Source organism: Lacinutrix gracilariae (genome assembly GCF_042684485.1).
Lineage (GTDB): Bacteria > Bacteroidota > Bacteroidia > Flavobacteriales > Flavobacteriaceae > Oceanihabitans > Oceanihabitans gracilariae.
In genome coordinates this window covers 62,582-78,426 of the sequence record NZ_JBHULM010000012.1, presented here as the reverse complement: position 1 = coordinate 78,426, position 15,845 = coordinate 62,582, and the positions used below count along the sequence as shown (strand labels likewise).

General features: G+C 31.5%; 13 protein-coding genes. 10 read left to right on the top strand and 3 right to left on the bottom strand.

The window, feature by feature from the left end:
* Positions 1-60: 60 nt before the first annotated feature.
* From porU to ACFSSB_RS15225, 7 genes are all read left to right on the top strand, one after another.
* Positions 61-3,942 (top strand): type IX secretion system sortase PorU, encoded by a 3,882-nt coding sequence (gene porU / locus ACFSSB_RS15255; protein WP_379905845.1) that lies wholly within the window; start codon positions 61-63, stop codon positions 3,940-3,942.
* Positions 3,943-3,976: 34 nt separating this feature from the next.
* Positions 3,977-5,236, top strand: coding sequence for a type IX secretion system outer membrane channel protein PorV (gene porV / locus ACFSSB_RS15250; protein WP_348304342.1), 1,260 nt, complete (start codon positions 3,977-3,979; stop codon positions 5,234-5,236).
* A 243-nt stretch (positions 5,237-5,479) separates the two neighbouring features.
* A complete protein-coding gene (cdd, locus tag ACFSSB_RS15245) occupies positions 5,480-5,962 on the top strand; it encodes a cytidine deaminase (RefSeq protein WP_348304344.1) in 483 nt (160 codons plus the stop codon).
* Positions 5,963-6,155: 193 nt separating this feature from the next.
* Complete coding sequence (pdhA, locus tag ACFSSB_RS15240) at positions 6,156-7,154, top strand: pyruvate dehydrogenase (acetyl-transferring) E1 component subunit alpha (RefSeq protein ID WP_379905842.1); 999 nt, start codon at positions 6,156-6,158, stop codon at positions 7,152-7,154.
* Positions 7,155-7,157: 3 nt separating this feature from the next.
* The gene (locus ACFSSB_RS15235) at positions 7,158-8,756 is read left to right on the top strand and encodes a pyruvate dehydrogenase complex dihydrolipoamide acetyltransferase (RefSeq protein ID WP_379905840.1); all 1,599 of its coding nucleotides are present in this window, start codon (positions 7,158-7,160) and stop codon (positions 8,754-8,756) included.
* Positions 8,757-8,872: 116 nt separating this feature from the next.
* A complete protein-coding gene (locus tag ACFSSB_RS15230) occupies positions 8,873-9,889 on the top strand; it encodes a M28 family metallopeptidase (RefSeq protein WP_379905838.1) in 1,017 nt (338 codons plus the stop codon).
* On the top strand, positions 9,882-10,565 hold the full coding sequence (locus ACFSSB_RS15225) for an SDR family NAD(P)-dependent oxidoreductase (RefSeq protein WP_379905836.1): 684 nt from the start codon (positions 9,882-9,884) through the stop codon (positions 10,563-10,565). Before ACFSSB_RS15230 ends, ACFSSB_RS15225 begins: the two co-directional genes overlap by 8 nt.
* 173 nt (positions 10,566-10,738) lie before the next feature.
* Here ACFSSB_RS15225 and ACFSSB_RS15220 read toward each other — a convergent pair whose 3' ends face one another.
* Positions 10,739-11,020 carry a hypothetical protein gene (locus ACFSSB_RS15220; protein WP_379905833.1) on the bottom strand — a complete coding sequence of 94 codons (282 nt, stop codon included), beginning with the start codon at positions 11,018-11,020 and terminating at the stop codon, positions 10,739-10,741.
* A 134-nt stretch (positions 11,021-11,154) separates the two neighbouring features.
* Here ACFSSB_RS15220 and ACFSSB_RS15215 point away from each other — a divergent pair, with 134 nt between their 5' ends.
* From ACFSSB_RS15215 to ACFSSB_RS15205, 3 genes are read left to right on the top strand one after another with little or no spacing between them, the layout of a single operon-like run.
* Positions 11,155-11,751, top strand: coding sequence for a SprT-like domain-containing protein (locus ACFSSB_RS15215; protein WP_379905831.1), 597 nt, complete (start codon positions 11,155-11,157; stop codon positions 11,749-11,751).
* Between the two features lie 4 nt (positions 11,752-11,755).
* On the top strand, positions 11,756-12,835 hold the full coding sequence (locus tag ACFSSB_RS15210) for a mannose-1-phosphate guanylyltransferase (protein ID WP_379905829.1): 1,080 nt from the start codon (positions 11,756-11,758) through the stop codon (positions 12,833-12,835).
* A 2-nt stretch (positions 12,836-12,837) separates the two neighbouring features.
* Positions 12,838-14,295: a DUF389 domain-containing protein gene (locus tag ACFSSB_RS15205; RefSeq protein WP_379905827.1), complete on the top strand. Its 1,458-nt coding sequence runs from the start codon at positions 12,838-12,840 to the stop codon at positions 14,293-14,295.
* A 2-nt stretch (positions 14,296-14,297) separates the two neighbouring features.
* On the opposite strand, the gene ACFSSB_RS15200 is transcribed toward ACFSSB_RS15205, so the two are convergent.
* A complete protein-coding gene (locus ACFSSB_RS15200; RefSeq protein ID WP_379905825.1) occupies positions 14,298-15,068 on the bottom strand; it encodes an ABC transporter ATP-binding protein in 771 nt (256 codons plus the stop codon).
* Entirely contained in the window at positions 15,068-15,805 is a 738-nt protein-coding gene (locus tag ACFSSB_RS15195; RefSeq protein WP_379905823.1) for an MlaE family ABC transporter permease, read from the bottom strand. Before ACFSSB_RS15195 ends, ACFSSB_RS15200 begins: the two co-directional genes overlap by 1 nt.
* Between the last annotated feature and the right edge of the window lie 40 nt (positions 15,806-15,845).

The window sequence follows — 15,845 nt, the reverse complement described above, 5'->3', positions numbered from 1 at the left end:
GTTTTTTTAAAAATGTTTGTTTTTTAATAATAACATATAATTATTCACGTTATTTATGCAATGAAAAAGATACTACTTATACTTACGCTTATATTACCGTTTGTTACGTTTTCACAACAGAAAACGTTTCAAATAACTTGGCAAGATTATCAAACAATTTCTAATGAAAAATTTTCAATAGAAGTACCTCATTTTAATAAAGAAAATTTTAGTTATTCTTTAAAAGATGGTTTACAATTTGTAGCACAATGGGATATTTCTAGTTTTATAAATGAGAGTTCGGTAAGCTTATCGCAAGTGTCTTACGCTAATATTTCATTAAGCGAATTAAAAGGTGTTGATTTAAAGACAATTCCTAATAAGTTAACTTATAGTTTAGCTAATTCTATAGCAAGAGATAAACGTAATGCGTATTTAATTGTTTCACCTATTATAAAGGAGGATGGCGTTTATAAAAAAATAACGTCATTTACTGTAAGTTATAACAATAGTAGTACTAGTGCTAGGTTTTCTAGTTCTTCAAGAAGAGAGCTTACTAACTCTGTGCTTAGTTCTGGTTCATGGCATAAGTTTTATGTAGATACAACAGGTGTTTTTAAAATTTCTAAAAGTTTTTTAAATGCAATTGGTGTTAATACAAGTGATGTAGACCCAAGAAATATTAAGTTGTATGGTAATGGAGGGCAAATGATACCATATGCTAATGCAGAGGTGTATCCTTTTGATGTAACAGAAAATGCTATTCGAGTAGTAGGTGAAAATGATGGTGTTTTTGATAATGAAGATTATATTTTGTTTTATGCTAGAGGTCCAAGAGGATATGAGTCTGAAAGCAATACCAATATTAATTTATACACAGATAAAACATACTACTATATTAATATAAGTCCTGGTCAAGGAAAAAGAGTACAACCTTTTATACAACCTAGCGGAACTGTAGATTTAGAAATTAATCAATTTCAAGATTATCAATTTCATGAAGTGGATGAATATAACCTAGTGAGTGTAGGTAGAAGATGGTTTGGTGATAAATTTGATGTTGAAAGCAGTAAAACGTTTAATTTTAGCTTTCCAGATATTGTTACTACAGAACCTGTAACACTTAAAGTGTATGTAGCATCAGATGCTGAAACTGCTACAAGCATGCAAATAGATGTAAATAATAACGCAATTACCACTTTAAATATTGCTGCTGCTAGTGATCCTAATTTAGCAGTAGAATCTTTTTTTAACGGAAACATTAATCTTAGTGCAGCAGAGGTTGCAGTAACTTTAAATCATGATAACGCTGGTAACCCAAGTGCAAATGCATATTTAGATTTTATAGCTTTAGAAGCTACTCGAGCCTTAAACTTTTCTGGTGATCAGTTTGTTTTTAGAAATTATGAAGTTTCAAGAAATTCAGGTATTGCAAGATATACAGTTACCAATACTGCTAATGTTTCAGAAATATGGGATATAACAGATTTATATAATATAACTACAGCTGTAAATACAGATGCTAGCTCAACCATGAGTTTTACTTCTAATATGGGAAGTTTAAAAGAGTATGCAATTGTAACTAATTTAGATTTTTATGAACCTAAAAGAGATTCCAATACAAGTGTTGCTAATCAAGATTTAAAAGGAACCATATTTTTAAATGATCAAGGAGAATTTGAAGATGTAGATTATTTAATTGTAGCTCCTACCTATTTAGTGTCTCAAGCAGAAAGAATGGCAGAAATAAATAGACAACAATATGGATTAAATGTAAAAGTAGAATCTTTAGATAGAATATACACAGAGTTTAGCACAGGAAATCAAGATATTGGTGCTATTAGAAATTTTGTAAAGTATATTTATGATAATGCTAGTACAACAGAAAATAGAATAAAGTACTTATGTCTTTTTGGTGATGGTTCTATAGATTATAAAGACAGAATTGCAAACAATACTAATATTGTGCCTTCATGGCATGCCATAGAAAGTTTTAATTTAACCAATTCTTTTGTCTCTGATGATTTTTATGGAATGATGGATGAGAATGAAGGTACAATGACTGTTTCAGATAAATTAGACATAGCTGTTGGTAGAGTGCTTGTGAATACATCACAACAAGCAAAAGAAATTGTAGATAAAATTATATCGTATCATAATGAAGCTAGCTATGGTAGCTGGCGAAATAATTTTGTGGTAGTATCTGATGATTTAGATGAAGCTTGGGAAAGAGTGTTACAAGAAACAACAGATGAACTAGCAAATACCATTCAAGAGAAAAAGCCTTTTTTAAATCCTATAAAAATTCATAGTGATGCTTACTTACAAGAAGCATCTGCAGGAGGTGATCGTTATCCTAAAGTAACAGAAGCAATGACAAGCGCTATAGAAAACGGAGCGATTGTAGTGAATTACTTTGGGCATGGAGGAGAAGACGGACTTGCGCATGAGCGTATTTTTGAAAAAACAGATGCGCAAAACATTAATAATGTATGTAAATTAAATTGTTTTGTAACGGTTACTTGTGAGTATACCAGGTTTGATAATCCGTTAAGACCAACTGCAGGAGAATATACCTTTTGGAATGCTACAGGTGGAGCCGCTTCTTTAGTAACAACAACAAGGCAGATTTTTGTTAGTGTTGGTATTACTTTTAATGAAGTTTTAGGAGAATATATGTTTTCTTATAATGATTCAGATAACTATGAAGATGATGAATATCCTTCTATAGCAGAAGCTTTAAGATTAACAAAAAACGACCCTTCTATTTCAAATATTTCACAAAGTAGATTAGTGTTTTTTATTGGTGATCCAGCAATGAAATTAACCTTTGCTAAACCTAATATTAGACTTACTAAAATTAATGATGTGCCAATTGAAGAAGAAACAGATACACTTGAGGCTTTAAGTCTTGTAAAATTATCTGGTGAAGTAACAGATGTATCTGGTAATGTACTTACCAATTATAATGGTGTGTTATCTACAACTATTTATGATAAAGAAATTGAAAGAAGAACCTTATCTAATGATTATACATCTGATGGAGGTAATAGAATATATTTAGATTTTACAACCCTTGGAGAAATTATTTTTAGAGGACAAGCTTCAATAACAAACGGACAGTTTGAATTCGATTTTGTGGTGCCTAAAGATATTGGTATTCCGGTAGGTTTTGGTAAAGCAAGTTTTTATGCCAAATCAGAAATTCCTTTTCTTCAAGATCAAACAGGAGCTAGTATAGAAACAATAAAAATAGGAGGAATTAATGAAGATGCACCAGAAGACAATGTTGGTCCATTAATTACGTTATACATGAATGATGAAAGTTTTGTTTCAGGAGGTATTACTAACGAGTCTCCATCGTTACTAGTGAAATTAGAAGATGAAAACGGAATAAATACTGCTAGCGGAATAGGACATGATATTGTTGCAATTATTGATGGTGACGAAACAAATCCGTATACATTAAATGATTACTATGAAACCGAAGTAGATGATTATACCAAAGGTTTAGTAAATTATCCGTTTAGAGATTTAGAACCAGGCTTACACACTTTAACTCTTAAAGCTTGGGATGTTTATAATAACTCGTCAACTCAAGAAATTCAATTTGTAGTATATGATGAAGATCAAAAATTAGTAATTGATAATGTATTAAATTATCCTAATCCATTTGTAAATTATACAGAATTTTGGTTTAATCACAATAGTTCAGAACCTTTAGACGTTTCAGTACAAGTATTCACCGTTTCTGGTAAGTTGGTAAGAACGTTAAACGGACAAACAAATACATCAGAATGCTGTGGAAAAGGAGCGTCAGCATTGTCTAGAGACATTGTTTGGGATGGTCGTGACGATTTTGGTGACAAAATAGGTAAAGGTGTTTATGTGTATAAGTTAACCGTACGTTCTAATGCACTAAATAAACAAGTCGAAAAAATTGAGAAACTTGTAATACTATAATATTAATTTATATTTGTTAAATAAAAACCACTATATGAAGAAGTCAATTTTAGCTATAACATGCTTATTATTTTTTGTTAAATTAAATGCGCAGGATACTGTAGAGATAACACCAAATGCAAACGATTCTAGAGTAATTACTACAGGTATGCCGTTTGTTTTAATAGCGCCAGATGCTAGAGGTGCAGCAATGGGAGATATGGGTGTAGCTACATCAGTAGATGCAAATTCACAACAATGGAATCCATCTAAATATGCATTTTCAACAGATAAACAAGGTTTTTCTCTTAACTATACTCCTTATTTAAGTAAGCTAGTTAATGATATTGCTATTTCTTATGTTTCTTATTATAATAGATTAAATGAAAGAAGTGCAGTTTCTGCAAGTTTAAAATATTTTAGTTATGGTGAAATTGAGTTTGTTCAAGATGAAAGCTCTACACCATTAATTCAAAAACCAAATGAGTTTGCATTAGATGTGGCCTACTCTTTAAAATTAAGCGAACAATTTGCTATGTCTGTTGCTATGCGCTTTTTAAATTCAGATTTAAAACTTGATGGTTTTGATCCAGACGCTAAAGCAGCAAGTACTTTTGGTGTAGATATTTCTGGATACTACCAAAGTGAAGAAGAAGCATACAATAGTTATAATGGTAGAACACGTTTAGGTTTTGCAATTCAAAATATTGGTCCTAAATTTAAATACTCAGAAGGTGGTGCAGAAAACTTTCAACCAACAACCTTACGTTTAGGTGGTGGTTTCGATTTTATTTTAGACGACTATAATACTATTGCTGTAACAGGTGAAGTTACTAAGTTATTAGTGCCAACTCCTCCTATTTATGGAGATAAAACGGTATTTACAGACGTAAATGAAGATGGTGTTTTTAATGAAGAAGATGGAGATTTTCAAACAACAGAACAGGTAGAAGCTTCAGAAACAAATGTTATTATAGATGGTAAAGATCCAGATGTAAGCTTTATTTCTGGTATGTTTCAATCTTTTGGAGATGCGCCAGGAGGATTTAGTGAAGAACTTAAAGAGTTTACCTATGCTATAGGTGCAGAATACAGATACCAAGATTCTTTTGCTTTTAGAACAGGATATTTTAATGAGAGTGATGAAAAAGGAGCAAGAAAGTTTTTTGCATTAGGTGCAGGTTTTAAATTTAGTGCAGTAACAGTAGATTTATCTTACTTGTTCTCTGCGTCTAAAGTACAAAGTCCTTTAGAAAATACTTTACGTTTTTCTTTAGCGTTTAACCTTGGTCCTGATACCTATACAGAATATTAATAAAAGAGTCTATGCTGCTCAAAGTGTTTTGAAAAAAACAAAGCGTAGCTAGAATTGTAAGTTTTAATTAAATAAAAAAACTATTGTTTATAACAAACAATAGTTTTTTTGTCTAATAACATTTGTAAAACAACAGTATTAGCTATAAAAGCCTTACTTTTCTACTAGAATGCATTATTAAAAAAAGAATAATTAATTTTACATGTTACTTCCTTATAATAATGAAGGAATAAAAACGAACATATGAAAGAAATAAAAATAGAGTCTACTCTTACCGTTTTTGATGATTTTAATGAATTGCCAAAAGATATAGCTTCTTTAATGGAGCAAGCCATAGAGGCCAGAAAAAAAGCCTATGCACCTTATTCTAAATTTCTTGTAGGAGCAGCAATAGCATTAGAAAACGGAGAAGTTATAACAGGAAGCAATCAAGAAAATGCATCTTACCCTTCTGGTTTATGTGCAGAACGTACAGCAATTTATTATGCAGGAGCAAAATATCCAAATGTTAAAATGAAAACTATGGCAATAGTAGCAGGCTCTACTACACAGCAAACCATGGTGCCAATTCCTCCTTGTGGAGCATGCAGACAAGCTATTGCAGAGTATGAAGTCAATCAAAATGAGGCCATTGAAATTTATTTTATGGGTGAAACAGGAAAAGTAGTTAAATCTAATTCTTTAGCTAATTTACTTCCTTTAGGTTTTGATAAATCGGCTCTTTAGTCTTTCCGAAATCGATTTCGAGAAATTTTGCAATTTTCTCCCTTTTTTATTCCTAACTAAAGTGTTACTTTTGTTAGTGGAATTCATTTTGAAAAGTATTTACATAGTACCTTCAAAATAAAACCAACAAACACCAATTTAAATTGGAAACATAAATTAGAGTATTATAATTTCTTTAAAGTAGCACTAACAAATGCAAAAAATCACGAAAGAAGTATACCTTAAATGGTATGAGGATATGTTATTCTGGCGAAAGTTTGAAGACAAACTAGCTGCAGTATATATTCAACAAAAAGTAAGAGGTTTTCTTCACCTTTATAATGGTCAAGAAGCGGTATTAGCAGGAGCTTTACATGCTATGGACCTTTCTAAAGATAAAATGATAACTGCATACAGAAATCATGTACAACCAATAGGAATGGGTGTAGACCCTAAACGCGTAATGGCAGAACTATATGGTAAAGCAACAGGAACCTCTCAAGGTCTTGGTGGTTCTATGCATATTTTTTCAAAAGAAAAAGGGTTTTATGGAGGTCATGGTATTGTTGGTGGACAAATACCTTTAGGAGCAGGAATTGCTTTTGGAGATAAATACCACAATACAGGAGCAGTAACTATTTGCTGTTTTGGTGATGGAGCTGCTAGACAAGGTTCTTTACACGAAACATTTAACATGGCAATGCTATGGAAATTACCAGTAGTTTTTGTTTGTGAAAACAATGGGTATGCAATGGGAACCTCTGTAGAGCGTACAGCAAACCATACAGATGTTTGGAAACTAGGTCTAGGATATCAAATGCCTTGCGGACCAGTAGATGGTATGAATCCTATAAAAGTTGCTGAAGCTTTTGATGAAGCATTAGAACGTGCTCGTCGTGGTGACGGACCAACATTTTTAGAGTTGAAAACGTATCGTTATAGAGGACATTCTATGAGTGATGCGCAACATTATAGAACAAAAGACGAAGTAGAAGAGTACAAAAAAATAGATCCTATTACGCAAGTAAAAGAAGTTCTTTTAGATAAAAACTATGCTACTGAAGACGATATTAAAGAAATTGCTAAGCGAGTAAAAGATCTAGTAAGCGAATGCGAAAAATTTGCTGAAGAATCTCCTTACCCAGAAAAAAGCGTGATGTATGATGCCGTTTACGAACAAGAAGATTATCCATTTTTACAACATAAACTATAAGCTATGGCAGAAATAATTAATATGCCTCGATTGAGCGACACTATGGAAGAAGGTACTGTTGCAACGTGGCTTAAGAAAGTTGGAGACAAAATAGAAGAAGGTGATATTCTTGCTGAAATTGAAACAGACAAAGCTACTATGGAGTTTGAGTCTTTTCATGAAGGTGTTTTATTACATATAGGTGTGCAAGAAGGTGAAACTACTAAAGTAGATGAGCTTTTAGCAATTATAGGTGAAGAAGGAGAAGACATTTCTGCATTACTTTCTGGAGCAAAAGAAGAAGCTCCTAAAGTAGAAGTAAAAGAAGATACAGATACAAGTGCTGTAGAGAGTACTTCACAAGAAATTCCAGAAGGAGTAATAGTAGTTACTATGCCAAGGTTAAGTGATACCATGGAAGAAGGTACTGTTGCCACTTGGATGAAAAAAGTTGGAGAACAAGTTGAAGAAGGAGATATCCTTGCCGAAATTGAAACAGATAAAGCTACAATGGAGTTTGAATCTTTTCAATCAGGAACTTTATTATATATAGGTCTAAACGAAGGTGATTCTGCTAAAGTAGATTCTCTTTTAGCTATTATTGGCCCAGAAGGAACAGATGTTTCTGAAATTGCTAAAAACTTTACTATGGCAGGAGCTCCTGCTAAAAAGGAAGAAGCGCCAAAAGCTGTAGCTCCTAAAAAAGAAGCTCCTAAAAAGGAAGTTGCTAAACCTGCAGCTAAAAAAGCAAGTACAAGTTCTTCTTCTAAAGGAAGAGTGTTTGTGTCGCCTTTAGCTAAAAAAATGGCAGAAGAAAAAGGTATCAATTTATCTCAAGTAACCGGTTCTGGTGAAAACGGAAGAATTGTAAAACGTGATATCGAAAACTTTACTCCTGCTGCTTCTGCAGCTTCTGTTGGTAAATTTGTACCTACAGGACAAGAAGATTTTGATGAGGTACCAAATTCAAATATGCGTAAAGCAATTGCTAAAAACTTAGCGAAGTCTAAGTTTACAGCACCACATTATTATTTAAATGTGGAGTTTGATATGGAGAATGCTATAGCGTTTAGAAAACAATACAATTCTATTCCTGATACCAAAATATCTTATAATGATATGATTGTTAAAGCTTGTGCTTTAGCATTAAAACAACATCCGCAAGTAAACTCACAATGGTTTGATGACAGAATGCAACTAAATAACCATGTACATATTGGTGTTGCAGTAGCTGTACCAGATGGTTTATTAGTTCCTGTTGTTAAGTTTGCCAATGAGCAAAGTTTACCACAAATTGGAGCTGCTGTTAGAGAATTTGCAGGAAAAGCTAGAAGTAAAAAATTAGCATTAGATGAAATGGAAGGTAGTACTTTTACTATTTCTAATTTAGGTATGTTTGGTATTGAGAGTTTTACATCTATTATTAATCAACCTAATTCAGCAATTCTTTCTGTTGGAAACATTATTGAAAAACCAGTAGTAAAAGAAGGAAAGATTGTAGTTGGTAATACTATGAAACTTACACTTGCTTGTGACCACAGAACAGTTGATGGTGCAACAGGAGCTCAGTTTTTACAAACACTAAAAGAGTATATTGAAAACCCTGTTACTATGCTAGTATAACATTATTTTATTGTAATGATGTTATTCTTAGCGTAAGCAAGAATCTAAATAAAACAAAAGCCTAATTCAATTATTTGAGTTAGGTTTTTTTTATCTTTAAACTCTAAAAATATCTCATGACAAAAACACTGGTATTCCTAATTTTAGTTTCTATTTCAGGTTGTAGTTCTTCTAATGTAGTAACAACTAATAATACAACAACTAATAATACAACAACCAATAAAGAGGCTTCTATCTCTATAACATCTATACAGAAAAGTATGGAGTATTTAGCTTCTGATGCATTACAAGGTAGAGCAACAGGAAGTGTTGGTATTGAAAAAGCAGCAGTGTTTATTGAGGATTTTTTTAAAGAAAATGCTATTAAGCCTTATTTTGAAACCTATCGTGATAATTTTGAAATAAATAAAAAGGAAGGCAAAAATGGCGAAGCTAATAAGGAAACTATTAAAGGATTTAATATTGTTGGTGTAGTAGAAGGAAATGATCCTAAATTAAAAAACGAATATATTATTTTAGGAGGGCATTATGATCATATAGGTTTTGCAAATGAAGTAAACGGAGACACTATAGCTAATGGAGCAAATGATGATGCGTCAGGAACTATTGCTGCAATGGAATTAGCAGCTTATTTTGCTAAAACAAAATCCAATAAACGTAGTATTTTAGTAACACTGTATTCTGCAGAAGAGTTAGGCTTAAAAGGATCTGCTCATTTAGCAAAGAGACTTAAAGAATCGGGTTTAAATGCCTATACCATGATTAATTTTGAAATGATTGGTGTACCAAGAACAGCAGATAAAACCATGGCATATATGAGTGGTTTTGAGCGCTCTAACTTAGCGGTAAGTTTAAACCAATATGCAGGAGAAGAAATTGTAGGTTTTTTTCCAAAAGCAAAGGAATTTAATTTATTTATGAGGTCAGATAATTTTCCGTTTTATAATGAATTTCATATTCCTGCTCATGCCATTTCAACCTTCGATTTTACAAATTTTGAATACTATCATCACGTAGATGATGAAGCTAGTGAGATGGATTATAAACACATGGCTAATTTTATGAATAAAATGATTCCTGCACTAGAAAAAATGACTAATACACCAACTAAAGAAATTATACTTAATGAGTAAAAATGTAATAATAACAGGAACAAGTAGAGGAATTGGTTTTGAGCTAGTACAGCTTTTTGCAAATCAAGGACATCGTGTTTTAGCATTATCACGTAATGCAAAACCTATAAATAATCTGCATATTGAAAATGTAACTTCTATGTCTTTTGATTTAGGTAAAACAGAAGACTATAAAAAGGTAGAAGACTTTATTAAAACCGAATGGAGTCAGGTAGATATATTAATTAATAATGCAGGAACTTTATTAAATAAACCATTTGCCGAAACTACCATGCAAGATTTTGAATACGTTTATAAAACAAACGTTTTTGGTGTTGCAGAAATGACAAGAATAACCTTGCCTTTTATGAAACAAGATAGTCATGTGGTTACTATTAGTTCAATGGGAGGCGTACAAGGTAGTGTAAAGTTTCCTGGCCTTGCAGCATATAGCTCTAGTAAAGGAGCTGTAATAACTTTAACCGAGCTACTAGCAGAAGAACATAAAGAAACAGGACCACAATTTAATGTGTTAGCTTTAGGTGCTGTACAAACCGAAATGCTTAAAGAAGCTTTTCCAGATTATAATGTACCAACAACAGCATTACAAATGGCAACCTATATTAAGGAGTTTGCACTTACTGGAAATAGATTATATAATGGTAAAATGTTACAAGTCTCTAACTCTACACCTTAATTGTATAGGTAAGTACAAAAGAAGAAATAAATAATGTGTTCTGTACATTAACACGCTTTAGTTAGAAGCGTAGTCCTTTGTTTATATTTTAATAGCTAAGCATCACAAAACAATACCTTTAATTTAAAAATAGATTATTTGCAGAATTTGTATTGTGATGCTAAAGCCAAAAACTAAGATTCTTTATTGTTTTCTTTATTGTTTTCTTTATTGTATTTTTTATGTTGTATGTTTTTCTTTTCTAGAATGGCGTAAAATTTTCTAGGCGAGAGTTTTAAGTCTTTAGTAATATCACGAACCTTTTTCTTTCCTTTTTTGTAAAGCTTTAAGTTTTCATTGACTTTTTTATTGAAATAATAATCTTTTAGTTTTTCAACTACCTGTAATTCAGTTAAGTTAGATTCTTGGACATAGTTATCTATTTCCGATTTAATTTTTGATAAATTAGTTTTCATAAGCACATATTTTTGCGTGTTTAATTTAATACCAATAATAATGATGTAGCTCATTATAATGGCCAATATTAGGGAATTATCTAAGTTACGCGAATTCTTTTACAAATTCAAATAGAAAAACTATTTTTGCCTTCATGCAAAGCACGCTTCAAAACTATATACCTAAACAAGCAGTTCCTTATGTTTTAAATTTATTAGAGCAGGATGGTTTGGTGGTTAAAATTAAAAAAGAACGAAAAACAAGGCATGGTGATTATAGAAAACTACCTAATAATAAGCATCAAATAACCATTAATGCAAATTTAAATAGTTACCGATTTTTAATTACTTTAATTCATGAAATAGCGCATTTAGAGGCTTTTAAAAAATATGGAAGCGCTATAAAACCACATGGTAAAGAATGGAAACATACGTTTCAACACCTTATGCTTCCCGTTTTAAACCCAGAAGTGTTCCCTTTGCAATTGTTGCCTTTATTGGCTAAACATTTTAAAAACCCAAAAGCTTCTAGCGATACAGACACGCAATTGGCCTTAGCTTTAAAGCAATTCGACGAACCAAACAATAAAAACTATGTTTTTCAAGTACCTTTGGGCAAGTCTTTTAAGCTTTACAATGGTAGAGTTTTTATAAAAGGAAAAAAACGTGTAAAACGCATTGAGTGTGTTGAGGTTACAACAGGAAAATTATACCTTTTTAATCCCAATGCAGAAGTAGAATTAGTAAATTAGCAGTATGAATAAAAATAATTATGCCATATTAATGGCAGGAGGAGTAGGATCAAGATTTTGGCCAGTAAGTACAAGTGAATTCCCAAAACAGTTTCATGATATGTTGGGAACAGGAGAGACCTTGATTCAAAAAACATTCCATCGTTTAGCCAAAATAATTCCGCAAGAAAATATATTCATTTTAACAAATGCAATGTATAATGATTTGGTATTAGAGCAATTGCCTCAAGTTACTAAACGTCAAGTGGTGTTAGAGCCTGCTATGCGTAATACTGCTCCTTGTATTTTGTATGCTTCTTTAAAAATTCAGAAAGAAAATAAAGATGCTTTAATGCTTGTAGCACCAAGTGACCACTGGATTGAAGATGAAAATGCATTTACAAAAAATGTACAACAAGCCTTTGACTTTTGTGCAGAAAATGATGCGTTAATGACACTAGGTATAAAACCAACATTTCCTAATACAGGTTTTGGTTACATTGAGTATGAAAAAGAAGCAAATACTGCAATTAAAAGCGTTACTCAGTTTAGAGAAAAACCAGATTACGAAACGGCTAAACAATTTATAGCACAAGGAAATTTTTTATGGAATGCAGGTATTTTTATGTGGAGCGTAAATAGTGTGATAAAAGCATTTAAAAATAGCCAACCAGAATTATTAGCACTTTTTGAAAAAGGAAATCCTGTTTATAATACAGAGCATGAAACCGATTTTATTCTAGAAAACTATAAGAAAGCAGATAACATTTCGGTAGATTATGCTATTATGGAAACTTCTTCTAACGTATATGTTTTACCAGCAGAATTTGATTGGAATGACCTAGGAACATGGGGAAGCTTATATGATAAGCTAGAAAAAGACCAAGATAATAATGCCGTTGTAAATGCTAGAACCTTATCTGAAGACGCTTCTGGTAACATGATACGTACCAAAAAAGATAAAATTGTGGTAGTAGATGGCTTACAAGACTATATTATTGTAGATAAAGACGAAGTTTTGCTTATATTTCCGAAAGCAAAGGAACAAGATATTAAAAAAGTACTCCAAAAGGTTAAAGATAATTTTGGTGAGAACTATGGTTAATTATGAGCGAAGAGAATAAATTTAATTTTTCTGAAGAAGAAAATAATGCTAAAGATCAAGCTGTAGAGCAATCTAAAGAAGCTGTAAAGAAAGACGCAAAAGGTCTTTGGAAAAACATAAAAATATTTATGTTAGAGCTTTTAGATTTTCGTGAGGATACAGATCGTGACGAAACTATAAATGCCATAAAAGGAGATATTTCTTTTAAGGGAGCTACAGCATGGATTTTAATTTGTTCTATTGTAGTGGCTTCGGTTGGTTTAAATGCAGATTCTACAGCAGTTGTTATTGGAGCCATGCTTATATCTCCATTAATGGGACCAATTTTAGGAGTTGGTATGTCTATTGCTTTAAATGATATTGATACCTTAAAAAAATCGCTTATAAATTTAGCTATCATGATTGTGCTAAGTTTACTTACTGCGTTTTTGTTTTTTAAATTTTTTCCAACAGCAGACTTAGTAACCAATGAACTTTTTGGTAGAACAAAACCAGATGTTCGTGATGTACTAATTGCCTTTTTTGGTGGTATGGCATTAATTATTGCTAGAACAAAAAAAGGTACTATCGCTTCTGTTATTTTTGGTGTTGCAATTGCTACAGCCTTAATGCCACCTTTGTGTACAGCTGGTTATGGTTTGGCACATAATTGGGATTACTTTGTTGGTGCTATGTATTTATTTACCATTAATACTATTTTTATTGCACTTGCTACATTTATAGTTTTAAAGCTTTTGCGTTTTCCAATGTTGAAATATGCAAATTCTAAAAAAAGAAAACGTATCGCACAATTAGCTTCACTTCTTGCCATATTGGTAATGGCTCCAGCAATTTGGACTTTTGTTAATTTTATTAAAGAAAGTGGCGTGCAAAGTGATTATAATAAGTACGTGGAAAATGAAATTAAATCGAATAGAGACCTATGGTTTCAAAACGGAACATTAGATATTAATGACAAAACAATAACCTTGTATTTTAATGGCGAAATTAATGAAGCCACAGAAACCGATTTAAAAAACGAAATTAAAGGTTATGAGAAAATTAAAGACTTTAATCTAGATATTAACGGAAATAAAAACAGAAGCTTTGATAAAATTTCTGATGCTTATGATAGAGCAATAAGAGAATTAGATGAAAAAGATATGATTATTTCTAGCTTACAAGAAAGAGTAGATAATCTATTACAAGAAATTAGTATTGTAAACGATAATAATAATAATACAATCTCTTTTAGTAATCTTTCTAAAGACGCAAAAATTAGATTCTCAGATTTAGAATACTTTGGCTATGCTAAAATGCTAGTTTCAGATAACTTTATTAAAGTAGATACTATTAATGTAGCTTCAGCAAAATGGAATGCTAAACTAAATGATAGTATTATAAATATTAAAGATAAAGAGTTAATTAATTGGCTTAAAACACAAGTGAAAGCAGATACTATTGTATTAAAAAGACCATAGGTTTATGTGTTTCTTTCTTGTAGGTACATTTTACGTACTTTTTTAAACAGTTCTGAAGAGTATACAAAATCGGTTACTACTTCATTATCTGTAATAAAAATGTTTTCTTTTGAGCCTTCCCAAGCTTTTAAACCATCTTTTAAAAACACAATTTTTTCGCCAATTTCCATAACAGAATTCATGTCGTGCGTGTTAATAATGGTTGTTATATTATACTCGTCTGTAATTTCTTGAATTAAATTATCTATTACAATTGCCGTTTTAGGGTCTAATCCAGAGTTGGGTTCATCACAAAATAAATACTTAGGATTGTTAACAATAGCTCTAGCAATAGCAACACGTTTTTGCATTCCTCCAGAGGCTTCACTAGGCATTTTGTTGTGTGCATCAGGCAGATTTACTCGTTTTAAAACAAAATCTACACGATCTTGCATTTCACTTTTACTCTGTTTGGTAAACATGCGTAAAGGAAACATTACATTTTCTGCAATGGTCATAGAATCAAATAAGGCAGAACCTTGAAAAACCATTCCCATTTTACTACGTAAGTCTCTTTTTTGGTCAGTATTTAATTGTGAGTATATATTACCATCATAGGTAATAGATCCTTTGTCTTGGGTAAATAAACCCAATAAACATTTTAAAAAAACCGTTTTTCCAGAACCACTTTGTCCAATTACCAAACTGGTTTTTCCATTTTCAAAAGTAGTAGTAATACCTTTTAAAATAGGAGTACCTCCAAATGATTTTTCTAAATCTTTAACTTCTATCATTAGCTTAATAACATTTGGGTTAGTATATAATTTAAAAGAATAATTACCACACTAGTCCAAACAAAAGCAGTGGTACTTGCTTTACCAACTTCTAATGCTCCACCTTTCATATAAAAACCATGAAAAGAAGGAATAGTTGCTAAAAGGAAAGCAAATGCAAAGGTTTTAATAAATGCATAAGCAATATGAAATGGTATAAAATCTGTTTGAATACCAATAATATAATCATTAATAGAGCTATAACCACCAAAATAGCAAGCTGCCATTCCGCCAACTATACCTAAAAACATAGCTATAGAAATTACAAAAGGATACAACATAAGAGCAATAAACTTAGGAAAAACTAAATAGTTAATGGCATTAATACCCATAACTTCTAAAGCATCAATTTGCTCAGTAACACGCATTGTACCAATACTAGAAGTAATAAAAGAACCTACTTTTCCTGCCATGATAATAGAGATAAAAGTGGGTGCAAATTCTAATATAATAGATTGTCTGGTTGCAAAACCTACCAGGTATTTTGGTATTAAAGGATTGTCAATATTTAATGCTGTTTGTATAGTAACTACACCACCAACAAAAAACGATATAAAGGCAACAATACCAAGTGATCCCATGATGAGGTCATCAATATCTTTAAAGATTAATGTTTTCATCACAGCCCACTTTGTAGGCTTGCGAAACATGTCTTTAATCATTAAAAAATAAGCTCCTATATTATGAAGGTATGTCATATATAAATTTGTATATGCTAAAGTATAAAATCTATGACTT

What these genes read in the sequence shown, in the direction of transcription:
- porU (WP_379905845.1), top strand. Translation starts at nt 61, where the DNA reads ATGAAAAAGATACTACTTATACTTACGCTTATATTACCGTTTGTTACG.
- porV (WP_348304342.1), top strand. Translation starts at nt 3,977, where the DNA reads ATGAAGAAGTCAATTTTAGCTATAACATGCTTATTATTTTTTGTTAAA.
- cdd (WP_348304344.1), top strand. Translation starts at nt 5,480, where the DNA reads ATGAAAGAAATAAAAATAGAGTCTACTCTTACCGTTTTTGATGATTTT.
- pdhA (WP_379905842.1), top strand. Translation starts at nt 6,156, where the DNA reads ATGCAAAAAATCACGAAAGAAGTATACCTTAAATGGTATGAGGATATG.
- ACFSSB_RS15235 (WP_379905840.1), top strand. Translation starts at nt 7,158, where the DNA reads ATGGCAGAAATAATTAATATGCCTCGATTGAGCGACACTATGGAAGAA.
- ACFSSB_RS15230 (WP_379905838.1), top strand. Translation starts at nt 8,873, where the DNA reads ATGACAAAAACACTGGTATTCCTAATTTTAGTTTCTATTTCAGGTTGT.
- ACFSSB_RS15225 (WP_379905836.1), top strand. Translation starts at nt 9,882, where the DNA reads ATGAGTAAAAATGTAATAATAACAGGAACAAGTAGAGGAATTGGTTTT.
- ACFSSB_RS15220 (WP_379905833.1), bottom strand. Translation starts at nt 11,020, where the DNA reads ATGAAAACTAATTTATCAAAAATTAAATCGGAAATAGATAACTATGTC.
- ACFSSB_RS15215 (WP_379905831.1), top strand. Translation starts at nt 11,155, where the DNA reads ATGCAAAGCACGCTTCAAAACTATATACCTAAACAAGCAGTTCCTTAT.
- ACFSSB_RS15210 (WP_379905829.1), top strand. Translation starts at nt 11,756, where the DNA reads ATGAATAAAAATAATTATGCCATATTAATGGCAGGAGGAGTAGGATCA.
- ACFSSB_RS15205 (WP_379905827.1), top strand. Translation starts at nt 12,838, where the DNA reads ATGAGCGAAGAGAATAAATTTAATTTTTCTGAAGAAGAAAATAATGCT.
- ACFSSB_RS15200 (WP_379905825.1), bottom strand. Translation starts at nt 15,068, where the DNA reads ATGATAGAAGTTAAAGATTTAGAAAAATCATTTGGAGGTACTCCTATT.
- ACFSSB_RS15195 (WP_379905823.1), bottom strand. Translation starts at nt 15,805, where the DNA reads ATGACATACCTTCATAATATAGGAGCTTATTTTTTAATGATTAAAGAC.